This is a genomic window from Candidatus Neomarinimicrobiota bacterium, assembly GCA_018651745.1.
Taxonomy (GTDB): Bacteria; Fidelibacterota; Marinisomatia; order Marinisomatales; family TCS55; genus JAAZYX01.
Map to the genome: position 1 here is coordinate 76,591 of JABIDL010000037.1, position 16,392 is coordinate 92,982.

At 41.6% G+C, this 16,392-nt stretch carries 11 protein-coding genes; 3 read left to right on the top strand and 8 right to left on the bottom strand.

From position 1 onward, the window contains the following. The first annotated feature begins 22 nt into the window (after positions 1–22). Positions 23–916 carry a sugar kinase gene (locus HOD97_07215; GenBank protein ID MBT4281383.1) on the top strand — a complete coding sequence of 298 codons (894 nt, stop codon included), beginning with the start codon at positions 23–25 and terminating at the stop codon, positions 914–916. 56 nt (positions 917–972) lie between these two features. Then, on the top strand, positions 973–2,052 hold the full coding sequence (locus HOD97_07220) for a tetratricopeptide repeat protein (protein ID MBT4281384.1): 1,080 nt from the start codon (positions 973–975) through the stop codon (positions 2,050–2,052). 9 nt (positions 2,053–2,061) lie between these two features. Here the strand turns inward: HOD97_07220 and HOD97_07225 are convergent, their stop codons facing one another. The 5 genes from HOD97_07225 to HOD97_07245 all read right to left on the bottom strand — a co-directional run bounded on the left by HOD97_07225 (position 2,062) and on the right by HOD97_07245 (position 8,788). Then, positions 2,062–2,922: a DUF58 domain-containing protein gene (locus HOD97_07225; protein ID MBT4281385.1), complete on the bottom strand. Its 861-nt coding sequence runs from the start codon at positions 2,920–2,922 to the stop codon at positions 2,062–2,064. A gap of 35 nt (positions 2,923–2,957) precedes the next feature. Then, positions 2,958–3,953, bottom strand: coding sequence for a MoxR family ATPase (locus tag HOD97_07230; GenBank protein ID MBT4281386.1), 996 nt, complete (start codon positions 3,951–3,953; stop codon positions 2,958–2,960). Between the two features lie 62 nt (positions 3,954–4,015). After that, the gene (locus HOD97_07235; GenBank protein MBT4281387.1) at positions 4,016–4,222 is read right to left on the bottom strand and encodes a hypothetical protein; all 207 of its coding nucleotides are present in this window, start codon (positions 4,220–4,222) and stop codon (positions 4,016–4,018) included. 153 nt (positions 4,223–4,375) lie between these two features. Continuing rightward, positions 4,376–6,613 (bottom strand): DUF1565 domain-containing protein, encoded by a 2,238-nt coding sequence (locus HOD97_07240; protein MBT4281388.1) that lies wholly within the window; start codon positions 6,611–6,613, stop codon positions 4,376–4,378. A gap of 15 nt (positions 6,614–6,628) precedes the next feature. Further along, on the bottom strand, positions 6,629–8,788 hold the full coding sequence (locus HOD97_07245; protein MBT4281389.1) for a hypothetical protein: 2,160 nt from the start codon (positions 8,786–8,788) through the stop codon (positions 6,629–6,631). 566 nt (positions 8,789–9,354) lie between these two features. Here HOD97_07245 and HOD97_07250 point away from each other — a divergent pair. Then, positions 9,355–10,536 (top strand): amidohydrolase, encoded by a 1,182-nt coding sequence (locus HOD97_07250; GenBank protein MBT4281390.1) that lies wholly within the window; start codon positions 9,355–9,357, stop codon positions 10,534–10,536. Here the strand turns inward: HOD97_07250 and ggt are convergent. The 3 genes from ggt to HOD97_07265 form a co-directional block, all read right to left on the bottom strand. Continuing rightward, positions 10,530–12,224 carry a gamma-glutamyltransferase gene (ggt, locus tag HOD97_07255; protein ID MBT4281391.1) on the bottom strand — a complete coding sequence of 565 codons (1,695 nt, stop codon included), beginning with the start codon at positions 12,222–12,224 and terminating at the stop codon, positions 10,530–10,532. The two genes, HOD97_07250 and ggt, sit on opposite strands and share 7 nt — an antisense overlap. 7 nt (positions 12,225–12,231) lie before the next feature. After that, complete coding sequence (locus tag HOD97_07260) at positions 12,232–13,503, bottom strand: aminotransferase class I/II-fold pyridoxal phosphate-dependent enzyme (protein MBT4281392.1); 1,272 nt, start codon at positions 13,501–13,503, stop codon at positions 12,232–12,234. Between the two features lie 93 nt (positions 13,504–13,596). Next, positions 13,597–16,281, bottom strand: a complete 2,685-nt coding sequence (locus HOD97_07265; protein ID MBT4281393.1) for a TonB-dependent receptor — start codon at positions 16,279–16,281, stop codon at positions 13,597–13,599. Positions 16,282–16,392 lie beyond the last annotated feature (111 nt).

The following is a 16,392-nucleotide window of genomic DNA, read 5'->3' on the forward strand; positions in this document are numbered from 1 at the left end:
AGTAAAATACTGGACAATAATCATGCATAATTCACTTCTAATAGCAGGATCCATTGCAATTGATTTGATTGAAACACCACAGGATAAAAGGAATGCTATTCTCGGTGGTTCGATTACCCATGCGCTTATTCCAAGCGGGAAAAGAGTTTCTGTATTTCCGGTTGGAATTATTGGTTCTGATTTCCCGGATGAGGGAATGGATATATATAATTCGTATTCCGAATCGTTGGAAAATATTCAGCAAGTTGTAGGTCAAACGTTTAGGTGGGGTGGGCGATATCATGAAAACTGGGATAAAAGAGATACGCTTTTTACAGAATTGGGTGTGTTTGAAGATTATCAGCCGGTTATTTCTAAGTCTGCATGCGATGCGGATGTTATATTTTTAGCCAATATCCACCCGGCACTTCAACTCTCGGTATTGAAGCAATGTAGCAAAGCTCAAACGGTCATTACCGATTCTATGAATCTATGGATTGATATTGCGAAAGATGAACTTTTGACTGTATTGCAACAAACGAATATTTTACTTATCAATGAAGAAGAAGCGCAACAATTAACCAGTCAAAAGAATTTGAACAAGGCAGCTTCTCACATGTTGGAATTGGGTCCGGATACAGTCATAATTAAAAAAGGAAGTAGAGGATCTGCCATTTTTACAACGGAAGATTGTACCTGTATTCCGGCAGTGTCTGGAGTGTCGGTGGTAGATCCAACGGGCGCCGGTGACACATTTGGAGGCGGGATGGCAGCGTCTCTTGTTTTAGGCGAATCATTAGTAAACGCTGTTTCGGATGGAACGGCATGGGCCTCTACATGTGTAGAAGGTTTTGGAATTGCAAATACATTGCTCGCAAAAAGAGAAGAAATAAATCAAAGAAAAAGAAACGTGCTGTCTGGTGTAAGCACTTGTTGAAAAAATAGAATCCCATTACATTCTAATGTCCTTTTAAGGTAACTATTGAGGAAACTATGTTAAAAAAATACCAATTATCATTAATAACTCTTTTGTCATCCGCTGTGATATTCTTGGGTTGTCCTCCCGCCGAGCTTACATCGGCTAGGGTATATTTAAATGAAGAGAACTTTGAAAGGGCTGAGGAATTTCTTCTGAAAACCATGGAAATCGCCCCCGAAAATGCCGAAGCTCCCGCGCTACTGGGAAATGAGATTTACGGGAAACGACAAGAATGGAATAAGATGAACGAAATGTTTGAAAAGGCGCTGTCAATCAATTCGCAGGAAACAATGCCCGATGGAATGACAATCGAACAATATGTCAAAAATAGTAGGTATTTCAATTGGACAACCTCATTTAACGTAGCCATTACAGAATATAATAAGGTTATTCATCTTATCGGCGAAGACCGAAAATCAGCAATGATTGAAGTGCTTCCATTATTTTTAGCCTCAAAAAATATTCATCCGGGAGAATCTCAAACATATCCGGTTCTTGCTACGGTATTTTTTGAAACAGGAGATACTTCTCAGGCAGTTGCGTCTTTAGAAATGGGCTATGAACTCGGTCCGGATGAAATTGGTATTAATCACACAAGCGGACAGATTTATCTCCGCTTAGGCGAAAAAGAAAAGGCTGTCACATTTTTGAGGAAAGCGTCAGAGCTTGATCCGAGTAATTCACAAATCACTCGTCAGTTAGCCACGGTGTATTATGATCTAGGGAGAACTGAAGAATCAATTAAAACGTTTGAGGATGCCATCGAGAAAGAAGAAGATAAAATCATTAAAGCAGATTTGTATTACAATCTAGGAATTTTGAATATGCAATTAGGTGAGTTCGATACCGCAGAGGATAATTTTTTCTGGGCGAATGATTTAAATCCTGATGATACGGAAGCGCTGTTGAGAATGGCTCAAACATTTGAACGTGCAGAAAAATGGCGGAAAGCAGGAAAATTTTACAGAGAACTCATTGCTGAAGATCCGGATGTAAAGGAATATTATTTGGGTATGGTGCGCGTGCTGACCCAGCAGGGAAAACCGCAGGATGCTCAGCGGTATTATGATAAAGCCCAAAGGGCCGGGAATTAGCAGATTTTCTTACCCTACCCTTTGCCGTTTTCTTAAATATTCATTCAGAGCCAAATCGAGACTCTGGTCGGTAAATAGAGGGACATAATCAATTTTACGATTTTGACATTCTTTTCTGTATTTATTTTGAACATCTTTTATCAATTCTTTATATGCTGTTCTGATTTGCCAGGGTTCGGTCGTAATCGTTTCGCCGGTTTCTAAATCCAAAAATTTTGACCGTGTATTAAATTGGAATTGTTCTTCTTGCCTATCCAATATATGAAAAACAATAACTTCTTGATTGTTATGCCGGAAATGTTTTAACCCGGAAATAACCGAATCAAAATTATCGAATAAATCAGAAATGACGATTACCAATCCCCTTTTGGATATGCGATCTGCCATTTCATGGAGAACATTCCCCAATTGAGTTTGTTTGCCTGGTTTAGCATGTTCCAGTTTCCCCAATATCGCATTCAATTGAGATTGAGTTGATTTTGGTGAAATAAGCGATTGAATTTCTTCATCAAATAGCACAAGCCCAACGCCATCTCGTTGGCGAACCATCAAGTAGGATAGAGCTGCAGCGAGGTAACCACTATAATCCAACTTGGATACGGTTCCACTGGAAAACGCCATTGATTTGCTCGTATCCATAAGAATGAATGACCGAAGATTGGTTTCTTCCTCAAATCGTTTGATATAATACCGATCAGTTTTACCATATAGTTTCCAATCAACATGACGAATGTTATCGCCGGGATTGTACGCCATATGATCTGCAAACTCAACGCTGAATCCATGGAATGGACTTTTATGCTGGCCGATAAGATACCCTTCAACGACCAACCTTGCCCGCAGGCCCATTGAATTAAGTCTGGCAACCATTTCCGGTTGGAGAAATTTCCTTTTATCAACGTTGTTCAATCTTGATTCCCGGCTGTAACAAGTTTAGTTAAAATGGAATCGACGGTCATTCCTTCGGCCTCAGCATTAAAATTGGGGATTACACGATGGCGTAAAACAGGAAGTGCAAGCGCCTCTACGTCTTTAATACTGGGAGATGGGCGGCCATCCAAAACAGCTTTTGCTTTTGCACCCAGAATTAGATATTGAGATGCTCTTGGTCCCGCCCCCCATTCAATCCATTCTTGGATAAAGGTTGGTGCTTGATCTGCGTAAGGTCGCGTTGCAGATGCAAGGTCCACCGCAAATTCCACAACATTATCTGCAACAGGAACTCTAAGAACCAAATCCTGAAATGCCAACATTTCATTTTTTGAAATAACTTTAGAGAGCGGGTTTTCATGCGAACCGGTTGTCATTTGTACAATAGAAACCTCTTCATCCCGTGAGGGATAATCAATATTGATTGTAAACATGAATCTGTCCAACTGAGCTTCCGGAAGCGGATAGGTGCCTTCTTGTTCAATTGGGTTTTGTGTAGCGAGGACAAAGAAGGGTTCATCCAGTTTGTAAGTTTGTCCAGAAGCCGTTACGCTATGTTCCTGCATACTTTCTAAAAGGGCAGCCTGTGTTTTGGGTGGCGTTCGATTAATTTCGTCAGCTAAAACCATATTACCGAAAATGGGACCTTTAAAGAATCGAAATTCACGTTTTCCTGTGTTTTGATCTTCCTCGATGATTTCAGTCCCAGTAATATCACTTGGCATAAGATCAGGAGTAAACTGAATACGGCTGAATTTGAGATCAAGCAATTCGGATAAAGACTTAATCATAAGTGTTTTGGCTAATCCCGGGACACCGACAATTAGTGTATGTCCGCGTGATAATAATGCAATCAAAATATGGTCTAACACAACTGTCTGCCCAATAATGCGTTTACTGATTTCCTGGTGAAACTGTTTCCTAATTTCAGAAAGGCGCTCTACCAGTTTTGTATCGTTATTTTCTGTCATAATTTATTTCCTCTTTAAAAAAATGAACCAAAACTTACACGGGCTTTAACCCTGAATCAATCTTAATGTCTTGCGCTATGGCTTGTTCCATCAAATATTCCAGCCACTTCAATTATAACGAATACAGCGCTTAAAAGACCATCACATCGCCTCATTGCAGACTTGAAAGAACAGGTTAGCGATAGAACGGGATTTTCCGGACAAACTGCGATTATTCTCGGATGAGTATTTAACACCTTATCAGAATCTTTAACGGATAAACAATCCATGCCGTATTCAGAATTAAATGTGTTTCCGGTATCCACAGTAGAAGGCTATACCGGCGAATCATTTACAGTATTAATTTCAACCATCATTGAAGGTATGAAAATAGAAAAGAATTGAGCCGATGAATAAACAAAACCGACCGGTAGTGGAAGCGGCTATTTAAGCAGAACTATTTTACGTGAATCTAATCTTTTTCCGTCGCTTATTTGTAAAAAGTACGTTCCTGATGCAAGATTGTTACCGTCCAATGAGAAACTATGCTGACCTGTGCCTAACCATGCATTTAATTGTTCCTTTATTAACCGGCCTTTTATATCATACAATTTGATTGATAAGACAGCGGGAAAAGGCACTTCAAATTTAATGGTGATATTCGAATTGAATGGATTTGGGTAGGCAGACTGAAGTCGCAGTTTTTTGGGTAAGATTGCTTCCGGTGTAATTTTTAGCCTTTGGTATTCAAGGGCTCCGATATCAGGCGCTTCCCCAACATAGTTATTTGGAGAAAGATTTACAATTGTATCTCCGTCCCACACAAAAAATGCTGTACCGGCATCAATCGCCGCCGAGGATGCTGATAAAGAATAATCATTGGAGTCAAGTAGACTGAATTGGGGATCGGAACTCATATTCCCATCAAGCAACGTTACATTTTGGGATATATTATCCAAATCTTGTACAATGTTGTGAGAAAAAATAACTTCATTTGTCGTCATTCCACCCCAAACAGTCATTTGGGAAGGGGCGTTCCCCCAAAATATGCAGTTTGCAAAGCGTGTACTTCCTCCGTCATGTCCGTCCACAATCACAGCGCCATACGAATTGGAATTTGCTATGAAGTTGTCCGCGAATGTACAGTTCACAAAATCTACGTTTTTCTTTGATTCCACATATACAATAGTTTGACTCCCACCTCCACCCGACAAGTTCACCTCATTCAAATTATTGGTAAATACGCAGTTTTCTATTCGCCTGCTTTGTGCAGAAGTAGCGAAGGAATGATGATTGACACGTAATGCAAGTGCGCCTGTCGAGCCGGTAATTCCGTAATAATAAGGTACACCATTCATAAAGCGACAATTTTCAATGGTAATGAAATAGTAATAAAAGGTACTGATATATCCAGAATTATTAATGAAGTCACAATCTCTTATGGTTATACTGGTTGAATCCGGGCATAATGAACCAGAGTAATATGTGGATTTAATAATATAATGCATGGAGTTTTGGGTGAATAAAAGGTCTTCTAACAATACATTTATATTTTGGTTCAATACCAAAACGCCTTCCATGTCGTATTGGTCCCGTCTTCCTGCATTCCTGATTTGGAATGAAGAAAGAGTAAAGTCTCTTTTATTTTCCAAATAAGCACTCATAGCAGGATCCAGCGACCCATCTAAATCAAATATCGTTTCTTCTTTTCCTGCGCCAACAATAGAGACGTAACTGCGAAGGTTGAGAGGCAAGAATTCCCCACTGCCGGAAAATGAGTACGTCCCCGGCGCTAAGTGAATGGTTCCGCGGTTTTCAGTATCAGCCGCAACAAGCGCGAGTGCATAATGAACATTTTTCAAAGGTTCATTTAAGGATGCGCCGGAGTTTTTATTACGTCCGGTTTCCGGATCAACATACAGGTTTGAATATTTTTGATCTATCTTTCCATGTTTGATATCTAAAACATCATTACGCCCTGTTCGGAAAAAATATCTGGACGGGTATTTCACAGTAGCAGTATCAAGATATATATCAATCGGATACCGAGGATTAAACCCGCCGTGACTTATATCGTTGTACCCTCCGGACCAATTCAAATAAACATTGCACCGGTTTACCGGATCAAAGGCAGCATTCCCTTGGTGGTAAATCGAAATTCCGCCTCCTGCCTTATCCGCATTAAAATTCTGTGTTACTGTTAGATTCGAAAGGAATGGGAAGGTGCCCTCAGCGATAGTAATTCCTCCACCGTTATTAAAACCCTCACCCATGGAATAGTTTTTGGTAATATAACAATTCTTAATGGTGGGGCTGCTGTTTCGTATAATAATTCCACTCCCGTTGGTGATAGTGAACCCGTTTAAGATGGCAGACCGAGTTTCGTAGGAATCAAATTTGACCACACTGCCACTCTTATTCCCGTCAATAATGGTGTTGTAAATAAATGAATCATCTTCATCAAAAATGTAATGAGAACAAACAAGGATATTTTTCCCATTGTAATCAAGATTTTCAATATACCTACCCGGTGACACTAAAATCGTGTCACTCGCCTGTGCCGAATCTATGGCTGTCTGTATAGAAACATAATCACTGCTTGAATCAGGATTTACCTTTATGATTGCACTTTGTAACATCCCTGAAAAAAGAGTAAAAATAATGGGTTTTACAATAGTCATCAGAAATACCACATGTTATTTAAGCAGTAAAAGTTTACCCTTTTTATGTTCACGGATTCCGTTAAGGTGATAGAAATACATTCCGGAGGAAACAGAGTCACCCCAATGGTTTTTCCCATTCCAGTCAATCGCGTAGGATCCTTTTTGGAAATTCCCTTCCGCTAATGATGCTATTTTTCTCCCCCTAATATCAAAAATCGAAAGTGAAAGCCATGTATCTTTTTCCAATCCAAATTGAATGGTTGTTTTTAGATTGAAAGGATTGGGAGCCGTTTGTACATAACTGAAAGCATTTGGTGAATGGTCATTTTTCTTTTTTTCATCAACCATTTTAAGCGTAACAAAAGCAGTGCCATTTTCCCTTCGGACATGGCTCGTAACGGGAATCTGTTTTACCATGGAAAACCCATTCTGGTTTGTGGTTGTCCGCCCTCGTAGATTTTGTGTTATGACATCGTAAGTAAGATTGGGGATATCTTCAATCTTTGCGTACAATTTTAGATTGATAGGGCACCCTTCAACCCGCTCCGATCCCACACACTTCCCATCTTTAAAAGCACCCAATTCAATAATGTTGGCCCCATTTTCAATACTTTCAATTATTACAGGCTGGTAATATTCTTTTTCTTCATACGTAAAATGAGGAGTGTAAGTGATTTCAGAAGGCTCGGTTTCAGACGTTTCATTCGGGGTATTCCAAGTAAATGTTATTTCATCTTCAATATCCAATTCAATGTCCAGTAAGTACGTGTTCCCGTATTCCATTTTCAGACTGCAGTCTTCGGGATCTTCACTTCCGCATCCCATATACGGAAGAAATTCACCGTCTTCCACCGCCATAAACCAATGCTGTCCTTTTAAGAGTGTTAGGTGGTTTTTTACTTCTTGCGGTAGCGCATCAAGAGGTGATTGTGCTGTCGGCAAAAAATAATTTATCCAGTTTTCACCGTCTTCAAGGGTGATGGGGGTTCCAGAATCAACCACTTCTCCCTGAACCGGTAATAAATAGGCGGAAGCACTATCAGACATCTTCATTTTATAACCTCGGGTACTATTGAAATTCCCCAGCCCGTTATTATCCCATGTTGAATCAATTGGATCCCATGCCATAATGCCCGATTCTGTATATCTGACTTCTTCAACAAAGGGCACTAAAGTTTCCAAGACCAGTTCGGACGATGTTGAATCGTTATCGAGAAGCCGGGGAAAGCCTATCCAATTCCACCCTTTATTGAGGGTTTTAGATTCAATACCAGTTATGGTATCAAAATTCTCAAGAAGTATTACATCTTGGATTGGATGCAAGATGACAAATGAGTGATCATCCATATCATTTTGCCAGCTGTATGGGTCACTTGAAATTGTCATGATGGACTTATAAGCACCTTTAAAATCCTGGGATTCAGGAAAAGCAACAGTGTAAACAAGAGGATGATTGGTATTGTTGTTGTCAATTCGTCGGAATCCATAGAGTTGCTCTCCATCAGAAAAGATGAAATTCTTGTCTCCAGATCCCTGGAAAAAATTTGGATTACTAAGAGCTTGATTTATCCCGCTTAATACATCGTAATCATTTATAGCTATGTGTAACATTAACCAAGAGAAATAAATTTCAGAATCTACCACACATTGCCAACCACCGGTGGACGATTCATCTTCCCAATCGCTGCCGCACGCATTACCCGAAGAGGTTATGTAACCTTCGAACGTTTGCGGAGGATGCTCGTTTAGCCAATTGGGGTCAATCCCTAGTATAAGATCCCTAACAATCTCTTTTTCAATCGTGCCGTTATGTGCAAAAGAATAGTCTCGTCCGTCTTCACCGTTCCAAATAAATGGATGAGGATTAGGTATACCTTGGGATCCTGTAGTTGCGCGCCTAACGTGACCTAAAGCTAGGTTAGCAATTTCATCATTAATAGCATATAATATAGAATCTTGAGCATTGTTATAATTCCAACTATTCCATGCTGGTTCTACACCTCTAAAAATCTGGTTTTCAAGCAATATTAAAGGGTTTTTGTTACTATAGAAGAGTAGTCCCCATCCATCGTCACTATTATACTCCCAAGACGAACCTGAGCCCCCCTGCAATTTTAATCGATTAAGTTGGGCATCAATAAAAGTCATTACATTATTATGATATGGACCGCTACTGTCATAACCATTTTTCATAATAACTCCCCATAGTTTTGAACCTTGTAGCGATTGCATTGGAGATAGGCAAATAGTAATAGTAATTATTACTTTGAAAACCATTGTTCATATCCTTTTTGCATGCCTTTTTCTTACTTTTTACCTTTCTGGATAGAAATTATACTGAAGGCGATCTAGATACAAGTAGTAATCGAAACAGTTGCAATTACTCCAAAAAATACATCATTGGGTGTTTTATACCAAAGTCTATATCCATAGAATAATTAACTAAGAGTCATGAGTAGAATGCATACGATTATAAGCTGTAAGTTCCTATATGATACTGAGAAACAAATAAGTTAAGCTAGTGCTAAAATAATTGTATTTGGAATATTGATACAATTTTTTTTCAGATGGATTAAGAGGTTACAACGGGTTGGTTGATTTTGGATACAAAAACATTTTAGAGTACATTCTAGCAAGACCAGAATTTGCAAGAGGAAGGGCACATATTAATGGGATTTAAAGCTTTTGGAGGATATGCTAAAACCCAGCTTTTCAAACATCGCGGAATCCATTAACTAATACAAAATAAGTGGGCTTTTATGAAAATAAATATTCTAAACAAAATCGAACTAATTAAAAATGAAATCATTACTACGCGCCGCGATATTCACAAACATCCTGAACTCGGATTTCAAGAAATCCGAACCGCCGGACTGGTTGCTAAAAGACTACAATCGCTGGGCATGGATGTAAAAACAGGTGTAGGAAAAACCGGCGTTGTCGGAGACTTAAAAGGGAAAGGAGAGGGTCCTACAATTGCGCTTAGAGCAGACATGGACGCCCTACCCATTCAGGAAACAGGAGAGAAAGAATATATTTCAGTTAATGATGGCGTGATGCATGCCTGCGGGCATGATGGTCACGTGGCCATGCTCTTAGGCGCCGCCAAAGTGTTGGCGGAAAAAAGGGATGAACTAAATGGAAATGTACGTTTCATTTTTCAGCCGGCGGAAGAAGGAGAAGGAGGCGCTCGTTATATGATTGAAGACGGTTGCCTAGAGGATGTGGATGAGATTTACGGAATTCATTTATGGACCTATCAAAACACGGGAGAAATTGGAATCAAGCCCGGTCCGATTTTGGCGTATGCTGATAAGTTTACCATTACGGTTAAAGGAATCGGTGGTCATGGCGCCGCACCGCACGGGTCGGTGGATGCTGTTCTTGTTGCATCTCATTTGGTAATAGCGCTGCAAACCATTGTTAGCCGAAATACCGATCCGCTAAAAAGTTCGGTAGTTTCGATTGGGAAAATAAATGGAGGTTACAATTTTAACGTGATTGCAGATGAAATTGTGTTATTGGGAACAGCAAGAGCCTACGAAGAAGATATTCAAGCCATGATTAAAAAACGGATGGGAGATATTATTGATGGAGTTGCTCAAACGTTTGGCGCAAAGATTAAGTTTGACTATCAGGAAGGTTATCCTGCCACGATTAATGATGAAGTTGCGTATGAAAAGTTATTAAGCTCAGCGAAAAAGATTGTGGGTGAAGGTGCAGATTTTCCTTATCTCTCAATGGGTGGGGAAGACTTCAGTTATTATGCGCAAAAAGTTCCGGGATGCTTCTTTTTTGTAGGTGCAGCGCCAAAGAATCAACCATTTCAGAGTGTACCACACCATTGTTCTCATTTTGATATTGATGAAGAAGCACTTTTGGTTGGCGCTTCAGTATTTGTTCAGGTTGTGGAGGATTTAATAGGGAAAAATTCTCAGTAGCCGACAACGGAATTTTCACCACGCGGATCGGCACCACCATTGAACCCGGTGGAGTCAGCAGCAATCGCATTTACATTCCCGATGCTTCCACTTCCGTAAATGGCAATCTCGTGCCCTTTTTGTTTTAGATTATTTTCAACATCTTTCGATATTGCGCGAGTTTCAATAAAAATCATATCTGGCAGCCATTGCGAGTGAATGCGTGGCACGGAAACGGCCGTTTGTATATCCATTCCAAATACAACCCTATTTAAAATCGTTTGAAACACAGTAGTAATTATTTTTCCTCCTCCTGGCGAGCCGACAACTATAACCGGTTTTTCATCCTTTAAAAGAATTGTCGGTGTCATCGAACTCAGTGGCCGTTTCATGGGTTCAATGGAATTGGATTCTTTTCCTACAAGGCCGAAATAGTTAGGCGATCCCGGTTTTGCGGAAAAGTCATCCATTTCATTGTTTAGAAAAAACCCTGCACCTTCCACCACAACACCTGAGCCGAAACCAGTATTTATGGTGGTAGTTACGGAAACGGCATTGCCGTTGGCGTCCATCACAGAATAATGGGTTGTTTCGGGGCTTTCGTACGGTAGCGGATCACCGGCGAAAACCATAGCGCTTGGTGTAGCTTTTTCCATGGTAATTGTTTTTGCGCGCTCTTCAGCATACGTTTCGGAAGCAATCATACTGAGCGGAACCTTCCAAAAATCCATATCGCCCATATGCTCAGCGCGGTCGGCATACGCGCGCCTTTCAATTTCAGTCAGCACATGAATGTAATTAGAAGAATTCCACCCAAGGGAATCTAATTCAAAATGTTTGGTCATATTTAGCATGTGGATGAGCAATGCGCCTCCGGAGCTGGGTGGACCCATTGAAACAACATCAAAACCATGAAATTTCCCTATGACCGGTTTGCGATATTTTGATTCATAATTTTCCAGATCAGCGTGAGAGATAATCCCACCACCTTCTCTCATTTCTGCTACTATTAAATTTGCTACAGCGCCGGAATAAAACCCATCACGCCCATATTTTGAAATTCGCTTCAGGGTTCTTGCAAGATCACGCTGGACGAGATAATCGCCTTCCTGCCATGGATGCCCATCTTGCCTAATAAATATTTCTGAAGCGCCGTCATCTCTTGCAAAAAAATCATTAAACCAGTTTAATAACGCTGCATATCTACGGGTGATTGGGAAACCATTTTGTGCTAGATTAATAGCGGATGTCAAAATTTGTTGTCGGGATACTTTCCCGGATCCATAATCTTCAAACACTTTTAAGAGGCCGTCTACAGATCCCGGGACACCCGATGATAAATGAGAATGAAGCGCAAGCTCACGGTTTACTCCACCGGTGTCATCAATGAACATGTCGCGGTGCGCAGCTTTTGGCGCCATTTCTCTGTAATCGAGCGTGAGCTCGGCGCCGTCTTCCAAATGCACCACCATAAATCCTCCACCGCCAATATTTCCCGCTTGCGGAAGTGTGACCGCCAGCGCGAATCCAGTTGCAACAGCAGCGTCTATAGCATTACCGCCTTTCTTAAGAATGTTCACACCAGCCTCAGAAGCCCACACGCTGGATGAAACGACCATTCCATTTTCTGCGTGAACGGGTCGTGGGTTGGCACTTTGCGCAAGTGTTGAGAATAAGAAAATTAATATGGTTCGTCGAATTGAATTCATAAGATATTTATTGATGAATCCAATCTATAATTCGATCGATACCTTCCACAACGCGATTGCATGTTGGGTTTAAATGGTCAAACGAAAATCCGTCGGAAGGTTGTTTAGCGCTTTTTTGAAGTGCTTTAGCACCATCAAATGTGACATAAGCAAGACGAGCTGTAAGTTCTAAGCGATTCCTAAAAAAAGCTGAACCGGGGAGAAGGGCAACTCCTGTATCTTCCAGTAACTTCTTACAAAGCGTAGGACTATCAGAAATCCCTCTTGTTGAAAATGAATCCTTGATGTCAGAAAAATCAGGAAAAAGATAGAATCCACCTGTAGGGGCAACTGTTTTAATGCCACCTTCATTCAGTTTTTTTGTGGAATATTGACCTATGAGTTTCAATACACGCCTTGTATGAAACTGGTAATTCTTGATAGAATCGTCTGCCTGGTATGCCCGCACCGCAGCAAATTGTATCGGAGCAGAAACGCATGAAAAAGTTTCGCTGGCTGCCGCCGCCATGGATTGCATCAGCTGTTTCATTTTTTTCGGAAAAAGAAAATGTCCAAGTCGCCATCCGCCCGCACCGCACCACTTTGAAAGACCGGAACTGATAATGGTACCTTCCGGATAGAATTCTGCAATGGATCTATGATTTCCTTCGTGATTTAAGCGCCCATAAATTTCATCAGATAAAATGAGAATTTTATGTTTTCTAGCAGTCTCTGCCAACGCAATCAAATCTTTTTCTTTATAAGATGTTCCGGACGGGTTCCCGGGATAATTGAGGATCAAAAGCTTAGGCACGGAGGAAAATTTCTTTAGTTCATCGTCAAGTTGACTAGCAGATAAAAGCCAGTCTGAATCCGATGAAGTGTGAATATAAGACACCTTTCTTTTAAGCATGGAAGCTTGTGGAGAATAGGATACCCATGAGGGTGTAGAAATAATCGTTTCCCCATCATGGATCATTTGAAGCAAAAACATCAACTCTTTTGTTCCGGGACCAATAAAAACTTGAGAACCATCACATTCAGTGCCTAGTTCTTTGGAATAGGTACCAGCTATCGTGCTCCGTAATTCCGGAAGACCTTCTACAGAAATATATTCTTTTCTATGTGCATAAACTTTAAGAGTGTCCACGACGGTTTCTGGAACAGGAAAAGGTGATTGCCCAAACCCAAATTTGATAATGTCCTGCCCATCTTGTTCCAATGCAGAACTTTGTTCATTGATAGCAAGTGTTGCAGATTTCTCAAGGTTTTGAAATTGTAATTGAATATCATCTTCCATAATAGACTATGAAATTAAGGTCTTAATTAAAAATGAAGAATAAAAAAAGGCGGTGAGTTTCCTCACCGCCTTTTTCACTTAATTGCGAAGCAATTAGAAGTTATACATTAACCTTAGGTATGTCATACCACCGTGGTAGCCGATTGGCGTACGACGAGGATAAGGCATCCCTTGAGATACACGCCCAGTAGTTTCTGATGGGTACGTGTTCAATATGTTGGCAGCACCCAAGATTACGCTCAGGTTATTGCTTACAACACAACTCATTTCAAGGTCTAGCAGCATAGCTGGATCAACTTTTTTACGGTCGCCTTGTTCATCAATAGTTTCGCCGTAATAATTAAGACGAGCCATTGCTGAAAGTTTTTGACTGAGCCTATGATCAGCGGTCAACGATAACCGGATTTTCGGCAGATTGTTCTGCATATTGAAAATCGTACTGCTGGATACCGGCCAGGCATCTTTGATACCATCGTCGTCTGTATCAATCTCTGTAGAGTCGGTTACAGTCGTCGAGTTGTAATTCATCGCCATACTGAGGTTCGTTTTACCCATGTTGTACACGGCAACAACATCGAGACCGGTGGTATTGGTACTGAGGTTGTTGGTGTAAAATGCGAGCTTCGAAAATTCCGTGCTTCCTGTAACAGCAAGAGATCTCGATTTAATGATGCGATCTGTAACATTAATGATGTATGCATCAATTGTCAGATTCAGGCTCGGAATAATATTCGTAGTCAAGCCAACACTGATATTGGTCGCTTTTTCAGGAGTAAGAGCCACTCCGCCCATGGTAACAGTCAAGGAATCAGTCGGCCTAAGAGTTCCTTCCTGAACCTGTTTCCCTGTTGGGCCATCGAATGACGTTACAATACCGGTATAGTTGGACTGTCCGGGAGTCGGTGCGCGGAACCCCGTGGAGAAGTTTCCGCGAAGTGTCGCGAGGTTTCCAAGTATAAAACGACCGGCAACTTTAAAGTTGGTTGTCGTTCCAAAATCGGAAAAATCCTCAAAGCGTCCGGCTGCCTGTACCAGTAATGCACCCATGTCCATTTCTGCATCAGCATACATTGAGTAGTTTGTGCGTGCAAAAACACCGGCTGCATCCGGGCTTGTTCCTGGCATACCGTTGGCCGCCAAACCTGGCGCTGTGTAATACGTTGAATCCCCAGCAATGGTTGGATCCTTGATCAAGGCTACATTTGCCCAGGGTCCGGGCATCCAGGATTCTTTCTGTCCTTGATACATGGTGTATTCCTCTTCACGCCATTCTCCGCCAAATGCAAGATTCAAAGCATCTGAAAGTGCATAGGAGAAGTCAGCATTCAAGTTGGTTTCTGCCTGCTGAAGATCCCCGATGTCAAAATTGTGCGGTGAGTACGGTCCCCAGGAAAGATTCAGAGTATTTTTCAGGTAGTAACGGATATAATTGGATCCATAGCTTGCGCTGAAGTCATACTCTAATCCATTTGCTAAGTCACCCTTAATTCCAACAACAGAACTTATGTCATTTCCATGCCCTTCAAGGCGAGGAGTAAACCCCAATGGATACGTGTCGGCCCAGGAAAAATTTCCTTCGGACGAATCTGCAGGATTTAAGGGAATGTCCGTCAAAGCGCCGGATTTTCCTGCCGCTCTAAGGAAGAAACTGTATTCACCAAATGTATCGGCAAAGTTACCAAATGAATATGCCTGCACATGATCATTGATTTGCAGACCTGCATTCCAAACAGACCGAAAGCCGTAGCTCTTTGGCCGTCCCCAGTTCATGGCTGTCTGCCAATTATCTGTATTGGACTTATCATCAACTCCCCAGCTCGAATCCCATCCTTTGTAACCGTCAGATGCGGAAGCGTGCTGTTGCCCGCGTGAAAGCTCCGGGTTATTGATCCATTCGGTAGTGATATTGAGGAAGCCTTTTTCTGTAAGCTTCATACCAACATTGGTCGCGATTTTAAGATCAAATTCACCGCCTCTGCCGTTCGGTGCGGGAAGCCACATTCCGGATTGAACATCTACTTCAATTCCTTCTGAACGTTCTTTCAAGATAAAGTTCATCACACCTGCAATGGCGTCAGATCCGTACTGTGCCGAGGCACCGTCACGGAGAACTTCGAGACGCTTGAGTGCGATTCCCGGAATCATTCCGACATCAACAGCGTGGGCGCCTACATTCATTGCCGCGCCAAAATGTGAAATCAAGGCTGAGCGATGTCTGCGTTTTGAGTTAACGAGAACAAGGATATTGTCCGGTGGTAAACCTCTCATTGAGGTCGGGCGCACGAATGCTGCTCCATCACCTGTCAGAGGTGTCGCATTGAAGGACGGTACCTGGTTCTTAAGAGTTTCAGTAAAGTCACCGTTGCCTTGTCTGCGCAGCGCCATATCGTCAAATCCATCAATCGGCGTTGGGGATTTCATGGCAGTACGGCTCGCAGCGCGGGAACCGGTTACCATAACTCCGCCCATCGCAATGGCTTCTCCAGCGAGCTCAAAGTTAACGGTTGTTGCTGTGCCTCCTACGTGAACGGCCTGACTTGCAGATTCATGTCCAATGTAAGACGCCGTTATGGTATAGGAACCAAACGGTACATTAGAAATGCTGTAAGAACCATTCGCGTCTGAGGCTGTTCCTAAGGATGTTCCATCCAGAACCACATTTGCACCGGCAAGGCCGTTACCATCTGTGTCTGAAATTGTACCGGAAACTGAACCCGATTGGGCCCAAAGACCAGCTACCATCCCAAGAATTGCTACTAATCGCATTGGTGTTTTCATGTTGCTTTCTCCTTGGTTGTGTTTATCACTATTATGAAATTTCCGGGTATGTGGTATGTATACCAGAAATCATACAAGTATAGATGTAGTATTGAATAACTGCAAGTAGTT

Excerpts from the sequence above, each read along its gene's own strand:
- HOD97_07215 (MBT4281383.1), top strand. The coding sequence starts at position 23 with ATGCATAATTCACTTCTAATAGCAGGATCCATTGCAATTGATTTGATT.
- HOD97_07250 (MBT4281390.1), top strand. The coding sequence starts at position 9,355 with ATGAAAATAAATATTCTAAACAAAATCGAACTAATTAAAAATGAAATC.
- HOD97_07245 (MBT4281389.1), bottom strand. The coding sequence starts at position 8,788 with ATGAAAAATGGTTATGACAGTAGCGGTCCATATCATAATAATGTAATG.
- ggt (MBT4281391.1), bottom strand. The coding sequence starts at position 12,224 with ATGAATTCAATTCGACGAACCATATTAATTTTCTTATTCTCAACACTT.
- HOD97_07265 (MBT4281393.1), bottom strand. The coding sequence starts at position 16,281 with ATGAAAACACCAATGCGATTAGTAGCAATTCTTGGGATGGTAGCTGGT.
- HOD97_07225 (MBT4281385.1), bottom strand. The coding sequence starts at position 2,922 with ATGGTTGCCAGACTTAATTCAATGGGCCTGCGGGCAAGGTTGGTCGTT.
- HOD97_07220 (MBT4281384.1), top strand. The coding sequence starts at position 973 with ATGTTAAAAAAATACCAATTATCATTAATAACTCTTTTGTCATCCGCT.
- HOD97_07260 (MBT4281392.1), bottom strand. The coding sequence starts at position 13,503 with ATGGAAGATGATATTCAATTACAATTTCAAAACCTTGAGAAATCTGCA.
- HOD97_07235 (MBT4281387.1), bottom strand. The coding sequence starts at position 4,222 with ATGGATTGTTTATCCGTTAAAGATTCTGATAAGGTGTTAAATACTCAT.
- HOD97_07240 (MBT4281388.1), bottom strand. The coding sequence starts at position 6,613 with ATGACTATTGTAAAACCCATTATTTTTACTCTTTTTTCAGGGATGTTA.
- HOD97_07230 (MBT4281386.1), bottom strand. The coding sequence starts at position 3,953 with ATGACAGAAAATAACGATACAAAACTGGTAGAGCGCCTTTCTGAAATT.